Genomic DNA, 22,608 nt, shown 5'->3' with positions numbered 1-22,608 from the left:
TTCCTGCCGAAGCGGAGGGCGCGCGGCGGTTCGGCCCAATGTAGGCGCGGTTTCCCTGGCCTGACTACCTACTATCGGGTGGTCTAGACCAAGTTCGCGGCGATGGTTTCGGCGAAGGCGCGGGCGAACGGCGGAAGCGTTTCCCACCGGCGGACACCCCAACCGGCGGACAACGGGGGGAGCCCGGGGATCGGGACGAGCCGGAGCCGGGGATGCCGGGAGGGGTGCCAGCCGGGCAGGGTGGGCACGATGGCCCGGCCAACGCCCAGCTCCGCCAGCAGGACCACGGTGTCCCAGTCCGCCGCGCCGACCGCCGTCGTCCGCTCGACCCGGTGCTCGGCCAGATGCGCGTCCAGCTGTGTCTGCGCCGTCGAGTTCTCCGGCAGCCGGATGTGCGGAATTCCTTCCAGCTCGGCCGGATCGAGGTGTTCGCGGCGGGCGAGCGGATCGTCGGCGCTGACCGCGAGCGACCACGGGAGTTCGATGAACGGGCGCTGTTCGATCCCGCGGACGGGATCGCCGATCGTGATCAGGGCGAGGTCGGCTTCGTCGGCGAGCAGCGCGGCCAGGCAGGCACGGCTGGAGATCCGGGTGCGGAACTCCGGCCGTACTTCGGGAAAGCGTTTCCGGAAGGCGAGTACACCGTTCGCGAGGAAGTGCCGGACGGTGGTCGCGCCGGTGGTGACACGGACCTCGCCCGCCGTGCCCTCGGCGAGATCGCGCAGCCGGCGGACCGCCGAGTCGATGCCGTTGAGGCCGTCGCGGGCCGCGTCGTACAGGAGCCGTCCCGCCTGGGTCGGCACGACTCCCCTCGGCCTGCGCTCCACCAGCGCCAAGCCCGCCTCCCGTTCCAGGCGCTTGATGTGCTGGCTCACCGCCGGCTGGCTGCGGGACAGGTCGCGGGCGACGGCGCTCAGGCTGCCACGTTCGCACACGGCGATGAAGACGCGCAGATCCTCCAGGGTCATGGCATCCAAGCTAGAACTTGGGCATCTGCCAGTAAACCCGAGAATTGACCTGGAGCCGCCGCCGGGCACACGATGATGACGGCCGGCCAAGGGCGGCAACCCCGCCCCGGCGCGCGGGTGCGGGGTGCCGACCCGAAAGGGAGGGAACGGAATGGACGCGCGACGAGTCGCTGATGCGGTCGAGCTGCTCGAGCGGTACGACGCGGCGGCGATCGAGCACCCCGGCGGAACCCTGCTGGCCCATCTGATCCGGGTCGAGGAGCGACTGGCCCGCTGGGGAGCGCGGCCCACGGTACGGCTTGCCGGGCTGTGTCACGCCGCCTACGGGACGGACGGCTTCCCGACGGCGCTGATGCCGCTCGGCCGCCGCACCGAACTCGCGGGTGTCATCGGTGCCGAAGCCGAGGAACTGGTCTATCTGTACGGCGCCTGTGGGCGCGCGGCCTCCTACCCGCGGCTCGCCGAAGGCGCGCCGATGGTGGACCGGTTCTCGGCCGACGAGTTCATGCCCTCCTGGCAGCAGCGGAGAGATTTCGCCGAACTCACTGCCGCCAACGAACTCGATCTCGTCTTCGCGAGCGCCGAGTTCGCCCGGCGGCACGGTGCCGGGATCCTGGCGCTGTTGACCCGGTTCCGCCCGCTGCTCAGCGAGCACGCCTGGCGGGACCGGGTCACCGCGGAGTCCACTGTGGATAGTGGAGTGGGGCTCACAGTGGATTGAACTCGCCCAGCGGCGCGGTGCAGAACGGGCCCCCGACGTACTCGGCGGCGATCCCGGTGGGCAGCGGCCTGTCGGCCAGTTGCGCGGCGTACACCTCGGCGTCGTCGAGCGACTTGTAGCCCAGTGCCTCGGCTTCGGCCAGCGAGTAGATCCGCCGGGTGTTGTCCGAGACGCCCCAGACCAGCCGGTACCCGGGCGACGGCGCGCCGAGGCAGGCCTCGAAGAGCCGGGCGCCGTCGTCGGGGGAGAGCCAGGTGGTGAGGCCGCGCGGCCCCAGCGGCAGCGGCGTTTCGAAGCACGAGCCGATCCGGACGACGATGACGTCCATCCCGAACCGGGAGTGGTAGAGGCTGCCGAGCGCTTCGATCGCGGCCTTGCTGACGCCGTAGTAGGTGTCCGGGCGCGGCGAGGAGTCCGCGGGCAGACCGGCCTCGCCCGCCTCGTCGTTGCGGCGGAACCCGGCGGCGTGGTTGCTCGAGGCCAGGATCACCCGGGAGACGCCCGCCGCCCGCGCCGCCTCCAGCACGGTGTGCGTGCCGTTGATGTTGACCTCGAGGGTGGCCTCCCAGGAGTTCTCCCTGCTGTGCCCGCCGAGGTGGATCACCGCGTCGACGCCTTCGCACGCGGCCGCCATCGCCTCGGCGTCGGTGACCGAGCCGGTGCGCAGCTCGACCGCCTCGCCCGGCTCGGCGGCCGCCTGCGGGGCGAGGTCGAGCAGGCGCAGCACCCGGCCGTCCCGGCGCAGCCTCGGGCGCATCAGGGTGCCGACGATGCCCGCCGATCCGGTGATCAGCACGCGCTGGTCTGCCATGTGTGGAGATCCTTTCCAGGTGTGTCCGAAGTGGACGGTGAGGGTGGCGGCGGGTCTCAGCGGATACCGGCGCGGCGCAGCCGCTGGCCGAGCTCCGCGGTGGCCTCGGCCAGCAGCTCGCCGACCAGCTTGGCCTCGGCGTCGCTGACCTCGGTGATCGGCATCGAGCAGCTGATCGCGTCGGTGCCGGGGATGCGGTAGGGGATCACCGCGGCCACGCAGCGGACGCCGGGGGTGCCCTCCTCGATTTCCGAGGCGTAGCCGCGTTCACGGGTGGCGGCGCATTCGGCGTGCAGCGCTTCGCGTGTGGTGATCGTGTGCGGGGTGAGCCCGGGCAGCTTCGCGGGCATCAGCTGGTCGATCTCGTCGTGGGTCAGCTCGGCCAGCAGCGCCTTGCCCAGCGCGGTCGCGTGCGCGGGCAGCGTCCGGCCGACGCGGGAGACCAGATGGGTCGAGCGCTGCGCCTCGCGGGTCTCCAGGTAGACGACCTCGGTGCCGTTGCGGCGCGCGAAGTGCGCCGTGAAGCCGGTCTTCTCGCGGATCCGCTCCAGCGCCTCGGTCGCGTACGGGACGACGGCGTCACGGTCGAGGTAGGCGGTACCGCAGATCAGCGCGCGGACGCCCAGCCGGTACCGCGCCGTGTTCGGGTCCGCCTCCAGCCAGCCCGCGTCGAGCAGGGTCCGCAGCAGCCCGTGCAGGCTGGAGCGGGGGAAGCCGGTCCGTGCGTGGAGGTCCGAAAGGGACAGCCAGACGTCGTTGGCCGCGAAGGTTTCGATGAGGTCGACCGCGCGACGGGCCGACTTGACCCCGGCCGTCTCCTTGCCCTCGGCCGGGCTTTCGGGTGCGCGGTCAGGGGATACGGGGTTACCGGGCACCGTGGTGCCCGCCTTGTGCGGCATCCGCTCCTCCAACCGGCCGTCGACCGATGACTGTGTCTTGATTTGTGACTGTGGCCATATTAGCGTCCCGAACGACGTTCTCGTAGATGAACATAATCACTATAACAGACTCCGTTCATGGATGTGAATAGCGATCACGGAGGCCGCCTCACCGTGGCTCCACATCTCATGAACGCGGAAGGGAGTCAGTGGTGCACTTACTCGACTGGGCGATGATGTGTGCCTACTTCGGGCTGATGGTGCTGATCGGCTGGTGGTCGCACAAGCGGGTCGGCGACGTGAAGGACTTCTTCACCGCGGGCGGGAAGATGCCCTGGTGGCTGACCGGGATCTCGCACCACATGTCCGGGTACAGCGCCGTCCTGTTCGTCGCGTACGCGGGGGTGGCCTACACCGACGGCATCACCGTGTACTTCTGGGGCTTCGCCAGCATCGGTGTCGGCGTCGCGATCGGCAGCTGGCTGTTCGCGGCCCGCTGGAACAGGTTGCGCTCGAAACTCGGTGTCGCCTCGCCGCTGGAGTACCTGGCCAAGCGGTACAACGTGCCCACCCAGCAGGTGCTGGCGTGGAGCGGCAGCCTGCTGAAGATCTTCGACATCGCGGCCAAGTGGTTCGCGGTCGCGACGCTGCTGAACGTGTTCGCCGGGGTGGACTACAACCTGGGCATCCTCATCACGGGTGTCGTCACGCTCTTCTACTGCACCGTCGGCGGCCTGTGGGCGGACGCGCTCACCGAACTCGGCCAGTTCGTCATCCAGGCCATCGCCGCGATCGTGATGATCGTGGTCGTGCTGGGCAAGCTCGGCGGCGTCTCGGCGCTGTGGACCATGTGGGACAGGCTGCCCGCCGCGCACGTCAACCCGACCACGTCGAAGTACACCACGATCTTCCTTCTCGTCTACGTGCTGGTGAAGACGTTCGAGTACAACGGGGGCATGTGGAACCTGGCGCAGCGGTACATGGCCGCGCCGGACACCCACGCGGCCCGGCGCGGCGCCCGGCTCTCCTCGGCGCTGTACCTGGTCTGGCCGCTGGTGCTGATGTTCCCGATGTTCGCCGCGCCGCTGCTGATCCCGGGTGTCAAGAACCCCAACAACTCCTACGCGATCATGACCACGACGTTCCTCCCGCCCGGCCTCGTCGGGCTGGTGCTGGCGGGCATCTTCTCGCACACCATGGCGATGGTCTCCTCCGACGCGAACGCGATCTCCGCGGTCATCACCCGGGACATGATCCCGGTGATGTTCCGCAGGGCCCGGCAGTGGACCGACCGCCAGGGCCTCAAGGCCGCCCGGATCACCACGGTGACCTTCGTGGTGCTGACCATGATCGTGGCGACACAGGCGCAGAACCTCGGCGGCGTGCTGCAGATCGTGGTGAACTGGGTGGCGGCGCTGATGGGCCCGATCTCCATCCCGCTGCTGCTGGGCATGCTGCCCTGGTTCCGCCGCTGCGGGGCGCGGGCCGCGATCGCCTCGTGGGCGGGCGGGCTCATCGCGTACGGACTGGTCTACTACGTGTTCGACGTCAGCCAGACGGCGCTCATCGCGACCCCGGTCCTGGTTTCACTGGCCCTGTACGTCGGGCTCGGGCTGATCGCGCCGGAGCGCAGGGACACCACCGACGTCATCATCGACACCATCGGCCGCGACGACGAGGTCGCCCCGGCGGGCATCCGGAAGGACTCCGGCGTGCCCGCCTAGCACCGGCCGAATCCCGGCCGTAACCGACGAGGACGAAAAGAGCAGAAACTGATGGCACAGCCCAAGATCGAGCTGGACGGCCTGCTGGCCTTCCCGCTCACCCCGTTCACCGAGGACCTCGAGCTGAACCTCGACGCGTTCGCGGAGAACGTCGAGACCCACGTGGCCGCTGGGGCCGGCGCGGTGTTCGTCGCCTGCGGGACCGGCGAGCTCAGCTCGCTCTCGCCCGCCGAGCACGCGGCCGTGCTGGCGAAGGCGCGCGAGGTGGTCGGCGGCCGGGTCCCGGTCTGGGCCGGTGCCGGCGGCGGTGCCGCGGCGGCGCGGGCCGCGATCGCCGCGGCGGAGGCGGGGGGCGCCGACGGCGTCCTCCTCCTCCCGCCCTACCTCGTCTCCGGCCCGCCCGCCGGGCTCGTCGACTTCGTCCGGTTCGCGGTCGGCGAGTCCTCGGTGCCGGTGATCGTCTACCACCGCGGCACCGGCGTGTTCACCGCGCCGACCGCGCTGTCCCTTTTGGACATTCCGTCCGTGGTGGGGCTCAAGGACGGGCTCGGCGACGTCGAGCTGATGACCCGGATCGTGACCACGATCCGCTCCGTCGGCACCGACCGGGCACGGGACTTCCTGTTCTTCAACGGGCTGCCGACCGCGGAGGTCTCGGCGAAGGCGTACGCGTCGATCGGGGTCGCGCGGTACTCCTCGGCGGTGCACTGCTTCGCCCCGGAGATCGCGCATCGCTTCCACCGGGCGCTGGCCGAGAACGACACCGCCGTGATGGACGCCCTGCTCGGCGGCTTCTACCTGCCGCTGGTCGCGTTGCGGGACGAGACGCCGGGGTTCGCCGTGTCGCTGGTCAAGGCCGCGGCACGGCTGCGCGGGGACAAGGCCGGCCCGGTGCGCCCGCCGCTGGTGGAGCCGACCGTGGAGCAGATCGACCGGCTGGGGCGGATCGTCGAGCACGGTTTCGCCACGCTCAAGGCGCTGTGACGTGCGGCGGGCAGACATGCGGATCCGGGATGTGGTGCTGACGCCTGTGGCGTTCGCGGACGGGCCGCTGCTCAACGTGATGGGCGTGCACGAGCCGTTCGCGCTGCGCAGCGTCGTGCAGGTGATCTGCGAGGACGGCGTCGTCGGGCTCGGCGAGTCCTACGGCGACGCCGCCTTCCTCGGCGAGGTACGCAAGGTCCTGCCGCGGTTGCGCGGGCACGACGTGTTCGACCTGCCGGGGCTGCGGCGGATCGTGGCCGAGACCCTCGCGGGCACCGTGCTCACCGACGAGCACGGGCTGATCGGCGGGTTCTCCATCCGCAAGACCGTCTCCAGCGTGTTCTCGCTGTTCGAGGTCGCCTGCCTGGACGCCCAGGGGCACGCGCTGGGCCTGCCGGTCGTCGAACTGCTCGGGGGCAGGGCCCGCGACGCCGTCGAGTTCTCGGCCTACCTGTTCTACAAGTACGCCGAGCACGTCGACGGCACCGGGGACCGGTGGGGCGAGATCCTCACCCCGGAGCAGCTCGTCGGCTCGGCGCGGCGGATGATCGACGAGTACGGATTCCGTTCGATCAAGCTCAAGGGCGGGGTGTTCGAGCCCCGGCGTGAGATCGAGGACATCCGGGCGCTCGCCGAGGCGTTTCCCGGGCACCCGCTGCGGATCGATCCCAACGCCGCGTGGACGCCGGACACCGGCATCGCGGTGGCGAAGGAGCTCGACGGCGTTTTGGAGTACCTCGAAGACCCGACGCCGGGCATCGAGGGCATGGCGAAGGTCGCCGAGCGCGCGAGCATGCCGCTGGCCACCAACATGTGCGTGGTGAACCAGGGTGACATCGAACCGGCGTTCCGCGCCCGCGCGATCGGGGTCCTGCTCTCGGATCACCACTTCTGGGGCGGGATGCGGGCCACCCAGGCGCTGTCGGTGACCTGCGAGAGCTTCGGCGTCGGGCTGTCCATGCACTCCAACAGCCACCTCGGCGTCAGCCTCGCCGCGATGGTGCACGTCGCCGCCGCCACGCCGCATCTCACCTACGCCTGTGACACGCACTGGCCGTGGAAGGATGACGACGTGATCGCGCCGGGCGCGCTGGAGTTCCGCGAGGGCGCGGTGACCGTGCCGGACGGGCCGGGGCTCGGGATCGAACTCGACCAGGACGCGCTCGCGCGGGCCGGCGAGCGGTTTGTCCGATGTGGACTGACGAAACGGGACGATGTGACGTACATGCGTAAGTTCGAACCCGGCTTCGAGCCGAACACGGCGAGGTGGTGACCCGGTGAAGGTGACCGGATACGCGTATCCGTGGGACGTGCTCGACGCGCCGGGCTTCGGCGCCCGCGCGGCCGATCTGGAGGTCGACGAGGTCGCCGTCGCGCTGTCCTACCACAGCGCCCGCGCCGCGACCCCGTGGTCGGCCGACGGTACCTCCGTGGTGGCGCGGCACGCGGCGTTCTACCGCCCGGTGCGTGAACAAGCTTGGCAGGGCAGCGAACTCCGGCCGTCCACTCCGGACTGGGTGGCGCGGACCGACAGTGGCGGCGACGCCGTCCGGCTGCTCAACGAGGCCGGGATCCCGGCCGCCGCGTGGATCGTGCTCACGCACAACTCCCAGCTCGGCACCGCGCACCCGGACCTCGCCGTGCGCAACTGCTTCGGCGAGGTCTACCCGTGGGCGCTGTGCCCGGCGCGGCCCGCGGTCCGCGAGTACGCGGCGACGCTGACCGCCGAGGCCGTCGACGGGCTGGAGCTCTCGTCGGTCGTCCTGGAGGCGTGCGGCCCGCTCGGCGCGGTCCACCAGCACCAGCACGAGAAGACCGATGGGGTCTGGGCGCCCGGGGTGGCGCGGCTGCTGTCGGTGTGCTGCTGCGCCGCCTGCGCCGAAGGCTGGGCCGAGCGGGGCCATGACGCGGAGACCGTCCGCGAGCAGTTGCGCCGCGAGGTACGGCGGCTGATCGCCGCCGGTGACCTCACACTGACCGAGGACAAGCTGCTGCCGTCGGTGCGCCGAGGCGTCCTGGAAACGCGGCAGGCCGCGACCGACGCGCTGCGGCGCGCGGTGCTGGACCGGCTCCCCGGCGGTACCCGGATCGTGCTGCACGGCGCGCTCGACCCGTGGGTCACCGGCGCGCTGCCCGGACTGACGCCCGCCGCGCCCGCCGACGTCGACTCCGTCGTCCTGCAGAACTGGGCCCCCGGACAGTCCAGTGTGGACGCCGTGGCGGCGGCGCGGGCGAAGCTGCCCGAGGACGTCGCGGTCGGCAGCTACATCACCGCGGTGGCGGCCAGCCCGGTGCCCGACATCGAGGCCTACGTCACCGAACTCGGGAAGGCCGGTGCCGCGGAGCTGCACCTGTACCACCTCGGGCTCGCCGGTCCCGCGCGCTGGCCGGACCTGCTCGCCGCGACCGCCGCCGCCCACAGTCTTTCCTGAGACGCAGTCTCTGAAAAATCGTTGAGGAGCAAGAGAAGCATGAGCCAGGAAACCGACCCCGCCACGCTCGAAGCGATCCTCGCGGCCGCCGCCGCTGCCGCGGGTCCCGCGGCAGCGGCGACTCCGGCCGAGCGCGCGCGGTGGCTCGACGCGGTCGCCGACGCCCTCGACGCCGCCGCCGGGGAACTGGTCCCGCTCGCGCACGCCGAGACGCACCTGCCCGCCACGCCCCGGCTGGCCGGGGAGCTGAAGCGGACGACGTTCCAGCTGCGCCTGTTCGGGCAGGTCCTCGCCGACGGCGAATACCTCGGCGCCACCGTCGACCACGCGGACGCGGACTGGCCGATGGGCCCGCGTCCGGACATCCGCCGCGTGCTCGTCCCGCTCGGGCCGGCGCTGGTGTTCGCCGCGAGCAACTTCCCGTTCGCCTTCAGCGTCGCGGGCGGCGACACCGCGTCCGCGCTGGCGGCGGGCTGCCCGGTGGTGCTCAAGGCACACCCCGGCCACGAGGAGCTTTCCGCGCGCACCGGGCGGATCGTGCGCGACGCGCTCGTCGCCGCGGGCGCGCCGGAAGGCATGTTCGACGTCATCCACGGCGTCGAGGTCGGGGTCACCGCGCTGAAGGACCCGCGAATCGCGGTGGCGGCCTTCACCGGCTCGGTGCCCGGCGGCCGGGCGCTGTTCGACATCGCGGTGTCGCGGCCCTCGCCGATCCCGTTCTACGGCGAGCTGGGCAGCGTCAACCCGGTCGTGGTCACCCCGGGTGCGCTCGCCGCGCGCGGTGAGGCCGTCGCGAAGGGCTACGCCGGGTCGTTCAGCCTGGGCGCGGGGCAGTTCTGTACCAAGCCCGGCCTGCTGTTCCTGCCCGAGGGGCACGGCCTCGACGAGGTGCTGCGCGAGGCCGTGGGCGCGGTCGCGGCGCAGCCGATGCTCAACGACCGGATCGCGTCCGGATACGAGCACAAGCTCGGCGAGCTGCGCTCGGCGCCGGGCGTCGACGTGGTCGTGGCGGGCACGGCCGACGGCCCGGCCTTCACCCCGACCCTGCTGGCGACCACCGCGAAGGAGTTCCTCGCCGGGGGGACCGCGGTGCACGAGGAGTGCTTCGGCCCCGCGTCGCTCGTGGTCACCTACACCGACCAGGCCGAACTGCTGGACGTGCTGGCCACCCTCGAACCCGGGCTGACCGCGACGGTCCACGGGGAGGAGGACGAGACCGGCTTCGTCGGCGGCCTGCTGCCCGCGCTCACCCGGATCGCCGGGCGCCTGTTGTGGAACGACTGGCCGACCGGCGTCACGGTGAGCTGGGCCCAGCAGCACGGCGGTCCGTACCCGGCGACCACCGCGCCGACCACCACCTCGGTCGGCACCGCGGCGATCGAGCGGTTCCTCCGCCCGGTCGCGTGGCAGGGCTTCCCCGACGCCCTGCTGCCCGAGGCACTGCGCGAGGCCAACCCGTGGCGGCTCCCGCGCCGCACCGACGGCACCCGCTGATCCGGTAACTCCCCGTCCCCTCTCGCAAGCCAACGACGTCTTGGAGGCTTCGCCATGCCCGTAAACAGGAGAACCGCCCTGCGGGGCGGCGCGATAGCGGCCGCTTCCGTCGCGCTGACCGCTTCGGCCGGCACCGCCTTCGCGGCGAGCGCGCCCGGTGCTCCGGGGGAGGCCGCTTCGGCGTTCGCCACGATCGTCAAGGCGTATCGCGAACTCCAGACGGGAATCAATCGGCCGTCGCCGGAGCGGGCCGAGGCGCTGGCGAACCTCGGCCGGGTCGCCAAGGCGTACAACGCGGGCATGTCGGTCACCGGTGGTCCACTGTGGACGGACCTGCCGTTCGGGCCGGGCAGCGACTACACCACGTCGATGTACGCGCGGCTGCGGGCGATCGCGGTCGACTGGGGCACGCCGGGCGGGACCCTGTCCGGCGACCCGGTCGTCCTCGACCGGATCAAACGGGCGCTCGATCTGCTGTACACCCACCAGTACAACGAGAACACCGCCGAGCTGGGCAACTGGTACACCTACGAGATCGGGATCCCGTACTACCTCCTGCACACCCTGTCGGTGGTGGCGGACAAGCTCGACGCGGCCGAACTGGCGCGGTACCTCAAGCCGGTTCTGCGGTTCGTCGGCGACCCGAACCGGCGGGCCAACAACCAGGGCATCGTGGAGACCGGGGCGAACCGGGCGGACAAGTCGCTGATCGCGATCGTGTCCGGCGCGATGCTCGGGGACACCGCCCGGATCCACAAAGGACTCGACGCGCTCGTGGACGTCGAGGGGAACGGCGCGGCGAGCGTCGTCGCGAAGCTCGACAGGGCCGCGGGGGACGGGTTCCACACCGACGGCTCGTTCATCCAGCACGACTCGATCCCGTATCCGGGGCACTACGGCATCGTGCTGCTCACCGCGCTGGCCGGGACGATCCACGTCACTCAGGGCACGGAGTTCGCGCTGCCGGAATCGTTGCGGCAGCGGATCTTCGCGCTCGTCGCCGACAGCTTCGCGCCGTTCGTGTACGCGGGCGCGCTGATGGAGCCGGTGCGCGGCCGGATGCTGTCGCGGCAGGGGGAGACCGGGCACGACATCGGGCACCAGCTGACCGTCGCCGTCGTGCTGCTCGCGCGTTCGGCGACCGGTACGGTGCGGGCCGAGCTGGGCGGGCTCGCCGCGAAGTGGATCAAGGAGGGCACCTACGCGCCGTTCCTGAAGATCCCGGATCCGGAGCGGTTCGCGCCGGGGCCCGACCTGGTGGCGATCCCGGGCATCGAGTTCGCCCAGGAACTGCTCGCGACCCGCGTGCGGCCCACGCCGATCGTCGCCGAGCACCGGATCTTCGGCCAGCAGGACCGGATGGTGCACGTCACCGAGGGCTGGTCGGCCTCGCTCGGCGTCGCTTCGACGCGGATCTCCCGCTACGAGTCGGTCAACTCGATGAACCTGCACGGCTGGTACACCGGCGACGGTGTGCTGTATACGTTCCTGCCCAACGCGAAGGGCCACTACACCGACGCGTACTGGCCGACCGTCGATCCGCTGCTGCTGCCGGGCACGACCGCCAAGACCGGCCCGACCGGACCGCTCGGCCAGGTGCCGCTGACAAAGAACGCGCACACCGGCGGTGTCCGCTGGGATGCCCGGCACGGGGCGTACGCGCTGGACTTCGTCTCGGCGGACGGCACGCTGACCGCGAAGAAGTCGTGGTTCTTCACCCCGGCCGGGGTGGTGTGCCTCGGCGCCGGGATCACCGACGCCTCCGGCGAACGGGTCCGGACGGTGGTGGAGAACCGGGGTGTCGGCTCGGGCGTTCTCCTCGTCGACGGCAGGCCCTCCCGCGCCGCGCTGGGCGAGACGTCCACTGTGGACAACCCGCGCTGGCTGCACCTGGCCGACGTCGGGGGCTACGTCCTGCTCGGCGACGCGCGGCTGACGACGCTGCGCGAGGACCGGACCGGGACCTGGCGGGACGTCGACACCGGCGCCAACACCAAGGGCACCACGGTGCCCTACACCCGGCGGTACCAGAAACTGGTGATCGAGCACGGCGTCAAACCCTCGGACGCGCGGTATGCCTACGTCGTTCTCCCGACCGCGAGCCGGATCGCCACGGCGGCGTCCGTGTGGTCGTGGCGGGTGCGGGCGAACACGGCCTCGGTGCAGGCGATCCGCCTGTGGGACAACACCCTGCTGGCGAACTTCTTCGCCGCGGGCTCGGTCGACGAGGTGACCGCCTCGGGCCCGGCCTCGATCGCGCTGGGGCGCCGGGACGGCCGGTGGCGGCTCGCCGTGTCCGATCCGACCCAGCTCCAGGAGAGCGTGACGGTGACCGTGCGGCGCAGGAAGGTCGTGGTGCCGCTGAAGGGAACGTTCGGCGCCACGAAGGTGGTACCGCTCTAGCGGCTCAGCCGCGCAGGGCGTCGCCGGGACGTTCCTCGAAGATCAGCCAGGTGCGGGTGTTGCGGACGCCCTCGATGGCCTGGAGCCGGTCGAGCACGACGTCCCGCAGCGAGGTGTTGTCCGGCGCGCGGACCAGCAGCAGGACGTCGAAGTCGCCGCCGACGAGGGCGACGTGGTCGACGTAGGGGATCCGGCCGAGCCGTTCGGCCATCGTGCGCCAGGACGTCTGCTCGATGGTGATCATGATGTACGCGCTCGTGCCGAGCCCGGCCTGGCGCGGATCGATCCGCGCGCCGAAACCGGTGATCACGCCCTCGCCGAGGAGCCGTTCGAGGCGGCTGTAGGCGTTGGTGCGGGAGATGTGCAGCCGGTCGGCCAGCGCGCGGATCGACATTCGCCCGTCCTCGGCCAGCGCGGTGAGGATCGCCTGGTCGACGTCGTCGAGGACGGGTGCCGTTCGTCCGGCGGATCGCTCGGTGACCCAGGTCTCGTTGGACGTATTGCCGCTGGAAGTCGCCTTCTCGGTCAATCTGTCGCTCATTTCCCGCGATGCTTGAACACTGCTTCGGTCAGGGACACCATTCTCGCATCAGGTGTCACAGAGAGGTGGTGCTGCCGAATGACGCGGCGCGAGGACCGGCCCCAGGCCGCCGAGCTGATGCCGTCGGAGACCCCGGTGCGGTTCGTCGCCGAGGACGGCACGCGCGTGGACCGGCACGCGGGGTATGCCGAACCCGCGCTCGACCGGCTGCGGACGGCGTACCGGCTGATGGTGCGGGGCCGCCGGTTCGACGCGCAGGCGACGGCGCTCACGAAGCAGGGCAGGCTCGCGGTGTACCCGTCGAGCGCGGGGCAGGAGGCCTGCCAGATCGCGAGCGCGCTGACGCTGCGCCCGGACGACTGGCTGTTCCCGACCTACCGCGATTCGGTGGCGCTGGTGTCCCGCGGTCTCGAACCCGGCGAGGTCCTGACGCTGCTGCGCGGGGACGCGCACTGCGGTTACGACCCGGCGGCGGCGCGGGTGGCGCCGCAGTGCACCCCGCTGGCGACGCAGACGCTGCACGCCACCGGGCTCGCCCACGCACTGGCGCGGCAGGGCAAGGACTCCGTGGTGCTGGCGCTCATCGGGGACGGGGCCACGAGCGAGGGCGACTTCCACGAGGCGCTCAACTTCGCGGCGGTCTTCGACGCGCCCGTGGTGTTCTTCGTGCAGAACAACGGATACGCGATCTCGGTGCCGTTGGAGAAGCAGAGCGCGGCGCCCGCGCTGGCGTACAAGGGCGTCGGGTACGGGGTGCGTTCGGAGCAGGTCGACGGCAACGACGCCGTCGCGGTGCTGGCCGTGCTCGACGCGGCGGTGGAGCACGCGCGGCGGGGCGGCGGCCCGATGCTCGTCGAGGCGCACACCTACCGGATGGACGCGCACACCAACGCCGACGACGCCACCCGGTACCGCGACGCCGAGGAGGTCGAACGCTGGCGGGCCGCCGATCCGGTGCGCCGCCTCGAAACCTATCTGACCGGCCGGGAAGCGTTGTCCGCCAAGGACATCGAGGAGTTCCGGGCCGAGGCCGAGGAGTTCGCGGTGACCGTGCGCGCGGCGATGAACGCCGAACCGGTCCTCGATCCGCTGTCGATGTTCGACCACGTCTACGCCGAACCCACCCGGCAGCTCGTCGCGCAGCGCGCGCTGGTGGCGGCCGAACTCGAAGCCGCCGACCGTGAAACCCAGGAGGCCTGAGATGTCCCCGACGTCGATGGCGCAGGCGCTCAACGGCGCGCTGCGCGACGCGATGAAGGACGACGAGCGGGTGCTCGTCTTCGGTGAGGACGTCGGCGCGCTCGGCGGAGTGTTCCGGGTGACCGACGGGCTCACCGCGGATTTCGGCGAGGACCGCTGCTTCGACACCCCGCTGGCCGAGTCCGGCATCGTCGGCTTCGCGATCGGCATGGCCATGGGCGGGTTCCGCCCGGTGGTGGAGATGCAGTTCGACGCCTTCGCCTATCCGGCGTTCGAGCAGATCACCTCGCACGTGGCGAAACTGCGCAACCGCACGCGCGGCGCGCTGACGCTGCCGATGGTGATCCGCGTGCCCTACGCGGGCGGGATCGGCGGGGTGGAGCACCACTGCGACTCCAGCGAGGCGTACTACACGCACACGCCCGGCCTGCGCGTCGTCACGCCCGGGACACCGCAGGACGCCTACGATCTGCTGCGCGACTCGATCGACTGCGACGACCCGGTGATCTTCCTCGAACCGAAGTGCCGGTACTGGGCCAAGGACGAGGTGACCTTCACCCGGTCCGCCGCGCCGTTCGACCGGGCGGTGGTGCGGCGTCCCGGCCGGGACGTCACGCTCCTCGCGTACGGGCCGATGGTCGCCACCGCGCTGGAAACCGCGGAGGCCGCGAGCGAAGAGGGCTGGGACGTCGAGGTCGTCGACCTGCGCTCGCTGGCGCCGTTCGACGACGAGACCGTGACCGCCTCCGTCCGCCGCACCGGGCGCGCGGTCGTGGTGCACGAGGCGGCCGGGTTCGGCGGGTACGGCGCGGAGGTCGTCGCGCGGGTGACCGAGCAGTGCTTCCACCGGTTGCACGCCCCGGTCCTGCGCGTGACCGGGCTCGACATCCCTTATCCGCCACCGAAACTGGAAAGCCACCAGCTGCCCGGTGTCGATCGGATCCTCGACACCATCGCGCGGTTGCAGTGGAACGACGAGCCGATGGTGGTGGCCGGTGCCTGACTTCCTGCTCCCGGACCTCGGCGAAGGGCTGACCGAGGCGGCGATCGTGCACTGGCTCGTCGCGGTGGGGGACACCGTCGCGGTGGACCAGGCCGTGGTCGAGGTCGAGACCGCGAAGGCGGCGGTGGAGGTGCCGGTGCCGTTCGCCGGTGTCGTGACGGCGCTGCACGGCGAACCGGGGCAGTCGCTGTCCGTCGGCGCGCCGCTGCTGTCGATCGGCGAGGCCGCCGGATTCGCCGAGCCGGGCGTCGTGACCCCGTCGCCCGCCGATTCCAGCGGAAACGTGCTGATCGGCTACGGGACCGCGCCGGCGACCCGGCGCAGGCGGACCGTGCGGGCCAACGGTGTCGCGGCGGCTCCGGCGCCGGTGGCCGCGCCGGGCGTGATCTCGCCGTTCGTCCGGAAGATGGCTTCGGACAACGGGATCGACCTCAAGCAGGTCATCGGCACCGGCCCGGACGGGATCATCCGCCGTGCCGACGTCGAGACCGCGCTGGCGACGCGGCGGCCCGAGCCCGCCGTGCCTTCCGTCCCGGGCGCGGGGGAGCGCCGCATCCCGTTGCGGGGCACGCGGAAGGCGGTCGCGGACAAGCTGACGACCTCGCGCCGGGAGATCCCCGAGGCCACCGTGTGGGTGGACGTCGACGCGACCGGGCTGCTCGCCGCGCGGGCGACGCTCAACGCCACGGCGCCGGAGCGCCCGGTGTCGCTGCTGGGCCTGATCGCGCGGTTCGCCGTCGCGGGGCTGCGCCGGTTCCCGGAGCTGAACTCGCGGGTCGAGGGCGAGGAGATCGTGGTGCTGGAGACGATCAATCTCGGCTTCGCCGCGCAGACCGCGCGGGGCCTGGTCGTCCCGGTCGTGCCCGGCGCGCACGAACTGTCCACAAGGGACCTTTCGGCTGCGATCGCCGAGCGCACCGCGACGGCGCGCGAGGGCGGGCTGACCCCGGCCCAGCTCACCGGCGGCACGTTCACCGTCAACAACTACGGCGTGTTCGGCGTCGACGGATCGGCCGCGATCATCAACCATCCCGAGGCCGCTATCCTCGGCGTCGGAAGGATCATGGACCGCCCGTGGATCGTGGACGGCGAACTCGCCGCCCGGAAGGTCTGCGAGCTGACCCTGGCCTTCGACCACCGTGTGTGTGACGGCGGCACCGCGGGCGGTTTCCTCCGGTTTGTCGCGGATTGCGTCGAATCACCGGTCACGGCGTTGGGCGAGATGTAACTCTCCGTTCTCCCGCTGCCCCTCACGCGGTCACCACACGTTCACTGGCATGATCGATTTGGTGTATCCGTCATCAGGTGTTCACCTGGGGGAGGTAGCTGAATCGTGCTGTTCGATGTAGTCAACGGCCTGGCCGGGCAGAGTGCCGCGCTCGACGCGGTGATGAAGTTCGTCGCGGGCCCGTTGATCTACGTCCTGGTGATCGCCGGCGGCCTGGTCGTGCTGTGGTCGATGCGGGGCAGGGCGCTGGCGGACAACCTGTGGCTGGCCGGCGGGGTCGGCGCCGCGCTCGGGCTGGGCTTCGTGGTGAACCGGATCCTGCGTGCCTTCGCCGTGCACGAGCGCCCGTTCGAAACCCGCCCGGTGCACCAGCTCGTCCAGCACGAACCCGGGGTTTCCTTCCCCAGCAACCACGCCACCGCGGCGATGACCGTCGCGTTCGTGGTCGGCTTCTTCGTCGCGAAGCGGTGGGGCTGGCTGCTCGGCGTTCCGGCCGCGCTGATCGCGATCTCCCGGGTGTACGTCGGCGTGCACTGGCCGTCGGACATCATCTGCGGCGCGCTCGTCGGTCTCCTCGCGACCCTCGCCGTCCGGTGGGCGGCGCCCCGCGTGCGGGAACGCGTCGAGGAGCGCTTCGGGAAACCGTCGGAGCCGGTGGAATCGCCGGAGCCTTCGGTGCCCGAGCGCCGCCCGGCCGCCGAAGCCGAAACCATGGTCATTCCCCGGCAGCACGACGTCCCGCGACGGCAGGCGCCGCCACCCCGCCCCGCGCCGCCGCGACCGGTCGCCCCGCGCCGGCCTTCGGAGGCGGAAACGGTGGTGTTCCGCCGGGTCCGGCGCTGACGCCTCAGCCGTCCAGCAGGGTGTCCGCCTGGATGGTCCGCTGGTACAACATGAGCCTGCGGTCGCGGGTCGCGGTGACCAGCCCGGCCTCGCGCAGGATGCGCAGGTGATACGAAACCGTCGCCGGGGCCAGCCGGTGCCGGGTGCTGAGCGTGGTGGTCGAGCGGGCCACGCCGAGGTCGCGCAGCAGCGTCGCGCGGGTGGTGCCGACCAGCGCGTTCACCGGGTCGGGCGGCAGTCTCTCCGGCGCGGGCACCGCCGGGTAGCCGAGCACCGCGTCGTCCGGATCGCACAGCTGGCTGCGGACCTCGGGCCAGGCCAGCGCGGACGGGCTCAGCACCAGTTCGGTGCCGATCAGCGGGGAGTGCCGCTGATACGGCTTCTCGATCCGGAGTTCGCACCCGTTCCACCGCACCGACCGGTGCAGCGACGCCAGCGTGACGCCGATTCCGTGCGTGGCCATGCTGCGGGCACGCGCGGCGAGGTCCGCGTCCAGCCCGGCGCGCAGCCGGGGCCAGCCGTCCGCGAGCGTCGCGCGCCAGAACGAGGCCAGCCCAGCGGCCGCGGCGGCGGTGAGCCTGCCGGAGTCCAGCGCGGCCGCGACTCGCCGGGGCAGTGGCGCCTTCCCGTAGCGCTCGGTGAGCTGCCGATCGAGGAGCCCGTCCGGCGTGGCCGCGACCAGCTCCAGCTGCTCCGCCACGTGATTCGCGCGGCCTTTCGGTGGTTTCGGGGTCAGCAGGTCGGGGACGTAGCCGAGGCCGGTGGCCGGGATGAGTTCGGTGAGCACCGCGAGGTCCGGCCGGCGTAGCGCCAGCCGCGCGGCCGGTCCGGGGTCGCCGTAGAGCGGGTGACGGCGGCCGGCGACCGCGAGCCGTAGCCAGGACACCAGGTCGCTCAGCGGGGAAATCGCGAAGCGGGTCCTGGCAAGGGTTTCCGCGTCCAGATCGGCAACGATCACCTGGCAGAGCCTAGCGTGGCCGCGACGATTCGAGCGGTCTCGAATCAGTTCCGCTGGGTGCCAGGGCCCGCACAGGATGAGAGCCCACGCTCCGGAACCGAAAAGAGGGATGCCATGCGCGCCAGGACGATCGCCGTCGCCGGACTGCTCGGGCTCGGCCTGCTGACCGGCTCGGCGGCCGCCGACGAAACAGATGCGTATCGGGGCTGCCGGCACGGGTTCGACGCCGCGGTCCGGGCCTACGTGAGCGCGACCGACGCGAAGGATGTCGCCGCGATGGAACGGGTACTGCACCCGGGGGACACCATCGTGATGCCGGACGCCGTGGTGTATCCGGGCAAGGAGAAAGCGATGGAGTTCTTCCGCGAGTTCTTCGGAAACCCCAACTGGACGCAGAGTTTCACCCCGATCCGCACCGTGGTCGACGGCTGTGACACCGGTTTCGTACTGATGGACTCGCTTTACGCGCAACCGGACGGGTACCGCAGTCACCTGCTGATCGGCCTGACCTTCACCCGCACGCACGGCCGGTGGCTCGTGCTGCTGGACCAGAACACCCGGATCCCCGCGCAGTAGCCAGTTCCGAGGGGGATGCGGTGGTGTGGGGCCGGTCCGAAGCCGGCCCCACACCGGGTGTCATCGAGCGGGAGTGACGCTCAGTCGCGGAGGACCCCACTCCGCGACGCGGACCGGCATCGACTCACCGACCTGGGGAGCCCGGTTCCAGGAATCCTTGTGCAGCAGGCCATGGATTCCGGGCGCGAGTTCGACGAACGCACCGAACGGGACAACCGACACCACGGTCGCGTCGACGACGGTGCCGACCCCGTGATCGTTCTGGAATGTCTGCCAGACGGCAGGCGAAGCCTCAGGAGAAGACATACGGTTTCACCTCCTTCCGCGGTCCCGAGGATCATGGGGACGCGTCCGGAGGGCGGGCCTCTGGCCCGCGCCGCGCTCACCGCGCAGCCGGGAATCCTGTCTGTGCGCGGCTTACAGCCGACCCGGCAGTCACGGACGCCAGGGTAGCAGAACCAGGACGTCAGCTCCTTGCCCGAAAATTCTTGTTATCGTGTTTCTGGGCCGTGACTGGCGTTTGGAGATGGATCACCATCGGGGAGCGGCCTCGTCGATATGACGTCGTGCCGTGCGCCTGGGCTCTGGTGGGATCGCGATCCGGGAGACACGGCAATGGTTCATCATCTGGCCTCATCGGAAGTACCCTGGCGCCGGCCTCGGCTGGTGGGGATTGTCAACATCACCGCGGACTCGTTCTCCGACGGCGGCAGGTTCCTGGCGCCGACGGACGCGCTCGCGCATGCTCGCCGGCTGCTGGCAGCGGGCGCCGATGTCGTCGAACTCGGCCCCGCGGCCAGTCATCCAGGCGCTGAGCCGGTGACCGCCGACGAGGAGGTGCGGCGGCTGGACCTGGTCCTGGACCAGCTGGTCGACGCCGGCATTCCGGTGTCGGTCGACTCGTTCCAGGCCCGGACCCAGCAGTTCGCCGCCGCTCGTGGCGCGGCGTTTCTCAACGACATCCAGGGATTTCCCGATCCTGGGCGGTACGCGGAGCTGGCGGGCACCGGGTGCCGGCTCATCGTCATGCACTCGGTGCAGCGTCAGGGACCCGCGACCAAGGTGCGAACCGATCCGCGGACGGTACTGGCGGCGCTGGAGCGGTTCTTCGACCGGCGGCTGGCCGCGCTCCAAGCGGCAGGCATCGACAGCGAACGGCTGATCATCGATCCCGGGCTCGGGTATTTTCTCGGCGCCACGCCGGAACCGTCGCTGGCGGTCCTGGCCGAGCTCCACGCGATCAGATCCCGGTTCGGCGTCCCGATCATGGTCTCGCCGTCGCGGAAGTCGTTTCTCCGCGCGATCACCGGGCGGGATCTGGCAGACATCGGCCCGGCCAGCCTGGCCGCTGAGCTGTACGCCGCCAGCCACAGCGTCGACTTCATCCGGACCCACGACGTCGCCGCGCTTCGCGACGCACTCACCGTCCTTACCGCTTTGGACGCCACACGGGGAGCCAGCCGATGACGCGCCTCGACCTCGCTCGGATCCGGGCGGCTCGCCGGATGATCGACCCGGCCTTTCTCGACACTCCGCTGTATCGCTGCGAGGGACTGGAAACCGACCTCGGATGCGCGGTGAGTATCAAGCTCGAAACGGCGAATCCGGTCCGCAGCTTCAAGGCCCGCGGCACCGAGGTGGTCACCAGCCTGCTCGCCGGCAACCACTCGCCGGCCGTTGTGTGCGCGAGCGCGGGAAACCTTGGCCAAGCCCTCGCCTGGTCCGGTCGCGGCCGGGGGCTCGACGTCACCGTCGTGGCCTCCCGCCTCGCGCCCGCGGTCAAGCTTGATCGCATTCGTGCGTTGGACGCCAGGCTGGAACTGGTGGACGGCGACATCGAAGCGGCCCGCGAGCGGGCGGCGGCCATCGCGCGGCAGGACGGTATCCGGCTGGTCGAAGACAGCCTGGACCTCGAGACCTGCGAGGGAGCGGGGACCATCGGCCTCGAACTGGTGGACACCGTGTCCTCCTTCGACGCCGTTCTGATCGCTCTGGGCGGCGGGGCGATGGCGACCGGGGTGGGTCAGGTGCTCAAGGCCTGTGCGCCCGAGGTCGAGGTGATCTGCGTCCAGCCACTGGGCGCGCCGGCGATGACACGCTCCTGGCATCAGCGGCGCGTCGTCACGACCGACTCGATCGACACCATCGCCGACGGCGTCGCCGGCCGGCGACCCATCCCGGCCGTCCTGGACGACCTCCTCGTGGTCGCCGACGACGCCGTCCTGGTCAAGGAGGCGTCGATCATCGCCGGTATGCGGATACTCCTCGACCGCGCCGGCCTCGTCGTCGAACCCTCGGCCGCGCTCGGCGTCGCGGCGATTCTCGAAGATCGTGACCGCTTCGCCGGACGGCACGTGGTCACCATCGTCTGCGGCAGCAACGTCGACATGGACGCCTACCACCGCTGGGTCGGCGTGACCCCCGACCACAGGCCTTGACAGTTCTAGCGGCGAACTTCGGCAACACTAGACAGAAGGGCACACACTGGTGCGCAACATCTACGTCATCACCCATCCCGAGGCTACGCACCACGTCGAGGGGGTGGTGGGCGGGTGGCATGACTCGCGACTCACACCCGCCGGCATCCGGGCGGCAGTCTCCATCGCTGAGGCGTTGCGAGCCCGGGTGCCCGACGACGCCGAGGTGGAAGTGATCTCCTCGGACTTGCGACGCACCCGCCTCACGGCCGACGAGGTGGCGAAGTCATTCGGCGTGGAACCAATCGAGGACCGCCGGCTGCGGGAGAGGTCCTACGGCGTGGCGGAGGGACGGCCGCAGGAGTGGCTGGACCAACGGTTCGTCCCGCCGCCGGCCATCGGCGACCGGATGGAGCACGACGTGGGTGTGCAGGGCACGGAGACCACCAGGGCGTTCGCGCAGCGCGTCTACGCGGCCATGAACGAGGTCCTCCGACGCCCGTGCGAGCACCAGATCGTCGTGACGCACGGCGGCACCCTGACGTTCGTCGTCGCGTGCTGGATCGGCATGCCGATCGACTCGCTGGGCCAGGTGAACTTTAGGGCGTCCTCCGGCAGCATCACCACGTTGCGCGAAGACGATTACTTCCACAGCCGCGAGGTCATCAGCCTCGGCGACACCCGTCATCTCAACACGTGAGGTGACGTCCTAAAGATCTTCATCCAGGGGGCGTGACTGATGGCCGCTGGCTTCCGCGGCGTGCACCTGACCGTACAGCAAGGCGTTGAGGCGTCGCGTCACCGAGTTCGGTGATCGCCTTCTCGTCCGCGGCACGTCCCGCGGCCGCGGCGGCGTCAAGGACGGCTGGTCCGATGTGGACATCAGACCGGGCCCTTAAACAACAAGCTTAGAGCTTGTCTCATTTGGTGATTTTCTTGTAGCGGGTGAGGGTGAGGGAGGCGCAGAAGTGGTTGGCGTAGCGGTCGTATCGGGTGGCGAGTCGGTGGTAGCCGAAGGGCCAGGCGATGGATCGTTCGATGACCCAGCGGTGCCTGCCGAGTTTCTTGCTGGACTCGATGCCTTTGCGGCGATGCGTCGCGGGTCGGCGTGGTCGTAGGCCTTGTCGGCGTGCAGCTCGCCCGTACCCACCGCCGTGAACACGGCCCGATCCTCGACCGGCGCGCTGCCACCACCCTGCGGACGCGGCGAAACGACGGGATCAACGGCTCGGCCAGAACCCACAACTCATCCGGCACCAACCGCCAGGACAACGCACCACCACCAAATCCATACGGGACATGAGCTTCCCCCTGTTCGCCGGACACGGCGGGTGTGGGGTCAGGCGGTCACGTTGGGTGGCGTGTGGAGGGCCTCAAACGTGACCGGGGCGTGCATCCCGATGCTGGAATGACGCCGTTTGGGGTTG

At 70.9% G+C, this 22,608-nt stretch carries 21 protein-coding genes and 1 riboswitch; of the genes, 15 read left to right on the top strand and 6 right to left on the bottom strand.

Features of this window, described 5'->3' with window-relative positions:
* Positions 1 to 83: 83 nt before the first annotated feature.
* Entirely contained in the window at positions 84 to 968 is an 885-nt protein-coding gene (locus tag ABD987_RS42830; RefSeq protein WP_345408447.1) for a LysR family transcriptional regulator, read from the bottom strand.
* Between the two features lie 151 nt (positions 969 to 1,119).
* Between ABD987_RS42830 and ABD987_RS42825 the strand changes: the two genes are divergently transcribed.
* Positions 1,120 to 1,689 carry a DUF6817 domain-containing protein gene (locus ABD987_RS42825; protein WP_345408445.1) on the top strand — a complete coding sequence of 190 codons (570 nt, stop codon included), beginning with the start codon at positions 1,120 to 1,122 and terminating at the stop codon, positions 1,687 to 1,689.
* On the opposite strand, the gene ABD987_RS42820 is transcribed toward ABD987_RS42825, so the two are convergent.
* Positions 1,676 to 2,500 carry an NAD-dependent epimerase/dehydratase family protein gene (locus tag ABD987_RS42820; RefSeq protein WP_345408443.1) on the bottom strand — a complete coding sequence of 275 codons (825 nt, stop codon included), beginning with the start codon at positions 2,498 to 2,500 and terminating at the stop codon, positions 1,676 to 1,678. The genes ABD987_RS42825 and ABD987_RS42820 overlap by 14 nt on opposite strands.
* Positions 2,501 to 2,556: 56 nt before the next feature.
* Complete coding sequence (locus ABD987_RS42815) at positions 2,557 to 3,399, bottom strand: IclR family transcriptional regulator (protein WP_345408441.1); 843 nt, start codon at positions 3,397 to 3,399, stop codon at positions 2,557 to 2,559.
* Positions 3,400 to 3,590: 191 nt separating this feature from the next.
* On the opposite strand from ABD987_RS42815, the gene ABD987_RS42810 reads away from it, so the two are divergent.
* From ABD987_RS42810 to ABD987_RS42785, 6 genes are read left to right on the top strand one after another with little or no spacing between them, the layout of a single operon-like run.
* Positions 3,591 to 5,102 carry a sodium:solute symporter family protein gene (locus ABD987_RS42810; protein ID WP_345408440.1) on the top strand — a complete coding sequence of 504 codons (1,512 nt, stop codon included), beginning with the start codon at positions 3,591 to 3,593 and terminating at the stop codon, positions 5,100 to 5,102.
* Positions 5,103 to 5,153: 51 nt separating this feature from the next.
* Positions 5,154 to 6,086, top strand: coding sequence for a 5-dehydro-4-deoxyglucarate dehydratase (locus ABD987_RS42805; protein WP_345408438.1), 933 nt, complete (start codon positions 5,154 to 5,156; stop codon positions 6,084 to 6,086).
* A 16-nt stretch (positions 6,087 to 6,102) separates the two neighbouring features.
* On the top strand, positions 6,103 to 7,359 hold the full coding sequence (locus ABD987_RS42800; RefSeq protein ID WP_345408436.1) for a glucarate dehydratase family protein: 1,257 nt from the start codon (positions 6,103 to 6,105) through the stop codon (positions 7,357 to 7,359).
* Between the two features lie 4 nt (positions 7,360 to 7,363).
* Positions 7,364 to 8,518, top strand: a complete 1,155-nt coding sequence (locus tag ABD987_RS42795; RefSeq protein WP_345408434.1) for an alpha-amylase family protein — start codon at positions 7,364 to 7,366, stop codon at positions 8,516 to 8,518.
* 39 nt (positions 8,519 to 8,557) lie between these two features.
* On the top strand, positions 8,558 to 10,012 hold the full coding sequence (locus tag ABD987_RS42790) for an aldehyde dehydrogenase (NADP(+)) (protein ID WP_345408432.1): 1,455 nt from the start codon (positions 8,558 to 8,560) through the stop codon (positions 10,010 to 10,012).
* Positions 10,013 to 10,066: 54 nt separating this feature from the next.
* A complete protein-coding gene (locus ABD987_RS42785; RefSeq protein WP_345408430.1) occupies positions 10,067 to 12,415 on the top strand; it encodes a polysaccharide lyase 8 family protein in 2,349 nt (782 codons plus the stop codon).
* A 4-nt stretch (positions 12,416 to 12,419) separates the two neighbouring features.
* Here ABD987_RS42785 and ABD987_RS42780 read toward each other — a convergent pair whose 3' ends face one another.
* Entirely contained in the window at positions 12,420 to 12,944 is a 525-nt protein-coding gene (locus ABD987_RS42780) for an Lrp/AsnC family transcriptional regulator (RefSeq protein WP_378214210.1), read from the bottom strand.
* A 90-nt stretch (positions 12,945 to 13,034) separates the two neighbouring features.
* Between ABD987_RS42780 and pdhA the strand changes: the two genes are divergently transcribed.
* The 4 genes from pdhA (at position 13,035) to ABD987_RS42760 (ending at position 17,230) form a co-directional block, all read left to right on the top strand.
* Positions 13,035 to 14,156 carry a pyruvate dehydrogenase (acetyl-transferring) E1 component subunit alpha gene (gene pdhA / locus ABD987_RS42775; protein ID WP_345408426.1) on the top strand — a complete coding sequence of 374 codons (1,122 nt, stop codon included), beginning with the start codon at positions 13,035 to 13,037 and terminating at the stop codon, positions 14,154 to 14,156.
* Between the two features lies 1 nt (position 14,157).
* Positions 14,158 to 15,159 carry an alpha-ketoacid dehydrogenase subunit beta gene (locus tag ABD987_RS42770; RefSeq protein WP_345408424.1) on the top strand — a complete coding sequence of 334 codons (1,002 nt, stop codon included), beginning with the start codon at positions 14,158 to 14,160 and terminating at the stop codon, positions 15,157 to 15,159.
* The gene (locus ABD987_RS42765; protein WP_345408422.1) at positions 15,152 to 16,387 is read left to right on the top strand and encodes a dihydrolipoamide acetyltransferase family protein; all 1,236 of its coding nucleotides are present in this window, start codon (positions 15,152 to 15,154) and stop codon (positions 16,385 to 16,387) included. Before ABD987_RS42770 ends, ABD987_RS42765 begins: the two co-directional genes overlap by 8 nt.
* 105 nt (positions 16,388 to 16,492) lie before the next feature.
* Complete coding sequence (locus ABD987_RS42760; RefSeq protein ID WP_345408420.1) at positions 16,493 to 17,230, top strand: phosphatase PAP2 family protein; 738 nt, start codon at positions 16,493 to 16,495, stop codon at positions 17,228 to 17,230.
* Positions 17,231 to 17,234: 4 nt separating this feature from the next.
* Here the strand turns inward: ABD987_RS42760 and ABD987_RS42755 are convergent, their stop codons facing one another.
* Positions 17,235 to 18,188: an ArsR/SmtB family transcription factor gene (locus ABD987_RS42755; RefSeq protein ID WP_345408418.1), complete on the bottom strand. Its 954-nt coding sequence runs from the start codon at positions 18,186 to 18,188 to the stop codon at positions 17,235 to 17,237.
* Between the two features lie 114 nt (positions 18,189 to 18,302).
* On the opposite strand from ABD987_RS42755, the gene ABD987_RS42750 reads away from it, so the two are divergent.
* Positions 18,303 to 18,764 (top strand): YybH family protein, encoded by a 462-nt coding sequence (locus ABD987_RS42750; RefSeq protein WP_345408416.1) that lies wholly within the window; start codon positions 18,303 to 18,305, stop codon positions 18,762 to 18,764.
* Between the two features lie 60 nt (positions 18,765 to 18,824).
* Here the strand turns inward: ABD987_RS42750 and ABD987_RS42745 are convergent, their stop codons facing one another.
* Positions 18,825 to 19,070, bottom strand: a complete 246-nt coding sequence (locus ABD987_RS42745) for a S1 RNA-binding domain-containing protein (protein ID WP_345408414.1) — start codon at positions 19,068 to 19,070, stop codon at positions 18,825 to 18,827.
* Positions 19,071 to 19,263: 193 nt separating this feature from the next.
* A riboswitch (ZMP/ZTP riboswitch) is annotated at positions 19,264 to 19,354 on the top strand.
* A gap of 25 nt (positions 19,355 to 19,379) precedes the next feature.
* On the opposite strand from ABD987_RS42745, the gene folP reads away from it, so the two are divergent.
* Genes folP through ABD987_RS42730 form a run of 3 tightly spaced genes read left to right on the top strand, consistent with a single transcriptional unit; the run spans position 19,380 to position 21,881 of the window.
* On the top strand, positions 19,380 to 20,231 hold the full coding sequence (gene folP / locus ABD987_RS42740; RefSeq protein WP_345408412.1) for a dihydropteroate synthase: 852 nt from the start codon (positions 19,380 to 19,382) through the stop codon (positions 20,229 to 20,231).
* Positions 20,228 to 21,202, top strand: coding sequence for a threonine ammonia-lyase (locus ABD987_RS42735; RefSeq protein ID WP_345408410.1), 975 nt, complete (start codon positions 20,228 to 20,230; stop codon positions 21,200 to 21,202). Before folP ends, ABD987_RS42735 begins: the two co-directional genes overlap by 4 nt.
* Before the next feature lie 49 nt (positions 21,203 to 21,251).
* On the top strand, positions 21,252 to 21,881 hold the full coding sequence (locus ABD987_RS42730; protein ID WP_345408408.1) for a histidine phosphatase family protein: 630 nt from the start codon (positions 21,252 to 21,254) through the stop codon (positions 21,879 to 21,881).
* The last annotated feature ends 727 nt before the right edge of the window (positions 21,882 to 22,608 follow it).

It is taken from the genome of Amycolatopsis samaneae (assembly GCF_039541975.1).
GTDB lineage: Bacteria > Actinomycetota > Actinomycetes > Mycobacteriales > Pseudonocardiaceae > Amycolatopsis > Amycolatopsis samaneae.
This window is presented reverse-complemented; position numbering and strand designations above follow the sequence as displayed.

What these genes read in the sequence shown, in the direction of transcription:
- ABD987_RS42815 (WP_345408441.1), bottom strand. Translation starts at nt 3,399, where the DNA reads ATGCCGCACAAGGCGGGCACCACGGTGCCCGGTAACCCCGTATCCCCT.
- ABD987_RS42745 (WP_345408414.1), bottom strand. Translation starts at nt 19,070, where the DNA reads ATGTCTTCTCCTGAGGCTTCGCCTGCCGTCTGGCAGACATTCCAGAAC.
- ABD987_RS42825 (WP_345408445.1), top strand. Translation starts at nt 1,120, where the DNA reads ATGGACGCGCGACGAGTCGCTGATGCGGTCGAGCTGCTCGAGCGGTAC.
- ABD987_RS42770 (WP_345408424.1), top strand. Translation starts at nt 14,158, where the DNA reads ATGTCCCCGACGTCGATGGCGCAGGCGCTCAACGGCGCGCTGCGCGAC.
- ABD987_RS42735 (WP_345408410.1), top strand. Translation starts at nt 20,228, where the DNA reads ATGACGCGCCTCGACCTCGCTCGGATCCGGGCGGCTCGCCGGATGATC.
- ABD987_RS42750 (WP_345408416.1), top strand. Translation starts at nt 18,303, where the DNA reads ATGCGCGCCAGGACGATCGCCGTCGCCGGACTGCTCGGGCTCGGCCTG.
- ABD987_RS42790 (WP_345408432.1), top strand. Translation starts at nt 8,558, where the DNA reads ATGAGCCAGGAAACCGACCCCGCCACGCTCGAAGCGATCCTCGCGGCC.
- pdhA (WP_345408426.1), top strand. Translation starts at nt 13,035, where the DNA reads ATGACGCGGCGCGAGGACCGGCCCCAGGCCGCCGAGCTGATGCCGTCG.
- ABD987_RS42805 (WP_345408438.1), top strand. Translation starts at nt 5,154, where the DNA reads ATGGCACAGCCCAAGATCGAGCTGGACGGCCTGCTGGCCTTCCCGCTC.
- ABD987_RS42830 (WP_345408447.1), bottom strand. Translation starts at nt 968, where the DNA reads ATGACCCTGGAGGATCTGCGCGTCTTCATCGCCGTGTGCGAACGTGGC.
- ABD987_RS42820 (WP_345408443.1), bottom strand. Translation starts at nt 2,500, where the DNA reads ATGGCAGACCAGCGCGTGCTGATCACCGGATCGGCGGGCATCGTCGGC.
- ABD987_RS42800 (WP_345408436.1), top strand. Translation starts at nt 6,103, where the DNA reads ATGCGGATCCGGGATGTGGTGCTGACGCCTGTGGCGTTCGCGGACGGG.
- ABD987_RS42785 (WP_345408430.1), top strand. Translation starts at nt 10,067, where the DNA reads ATGCCCGTAAACAGGAGAACCGCCCTGCGGGGCGGCGCGATAGCGGCC.
- folP (WP_345408412.1), top strand. Translation starts at nt 19,380, where the DNA reads ATGGTTCATCATCTGGCCTCATCGGAAGTACCCTGGCGCCGGCCTCGG.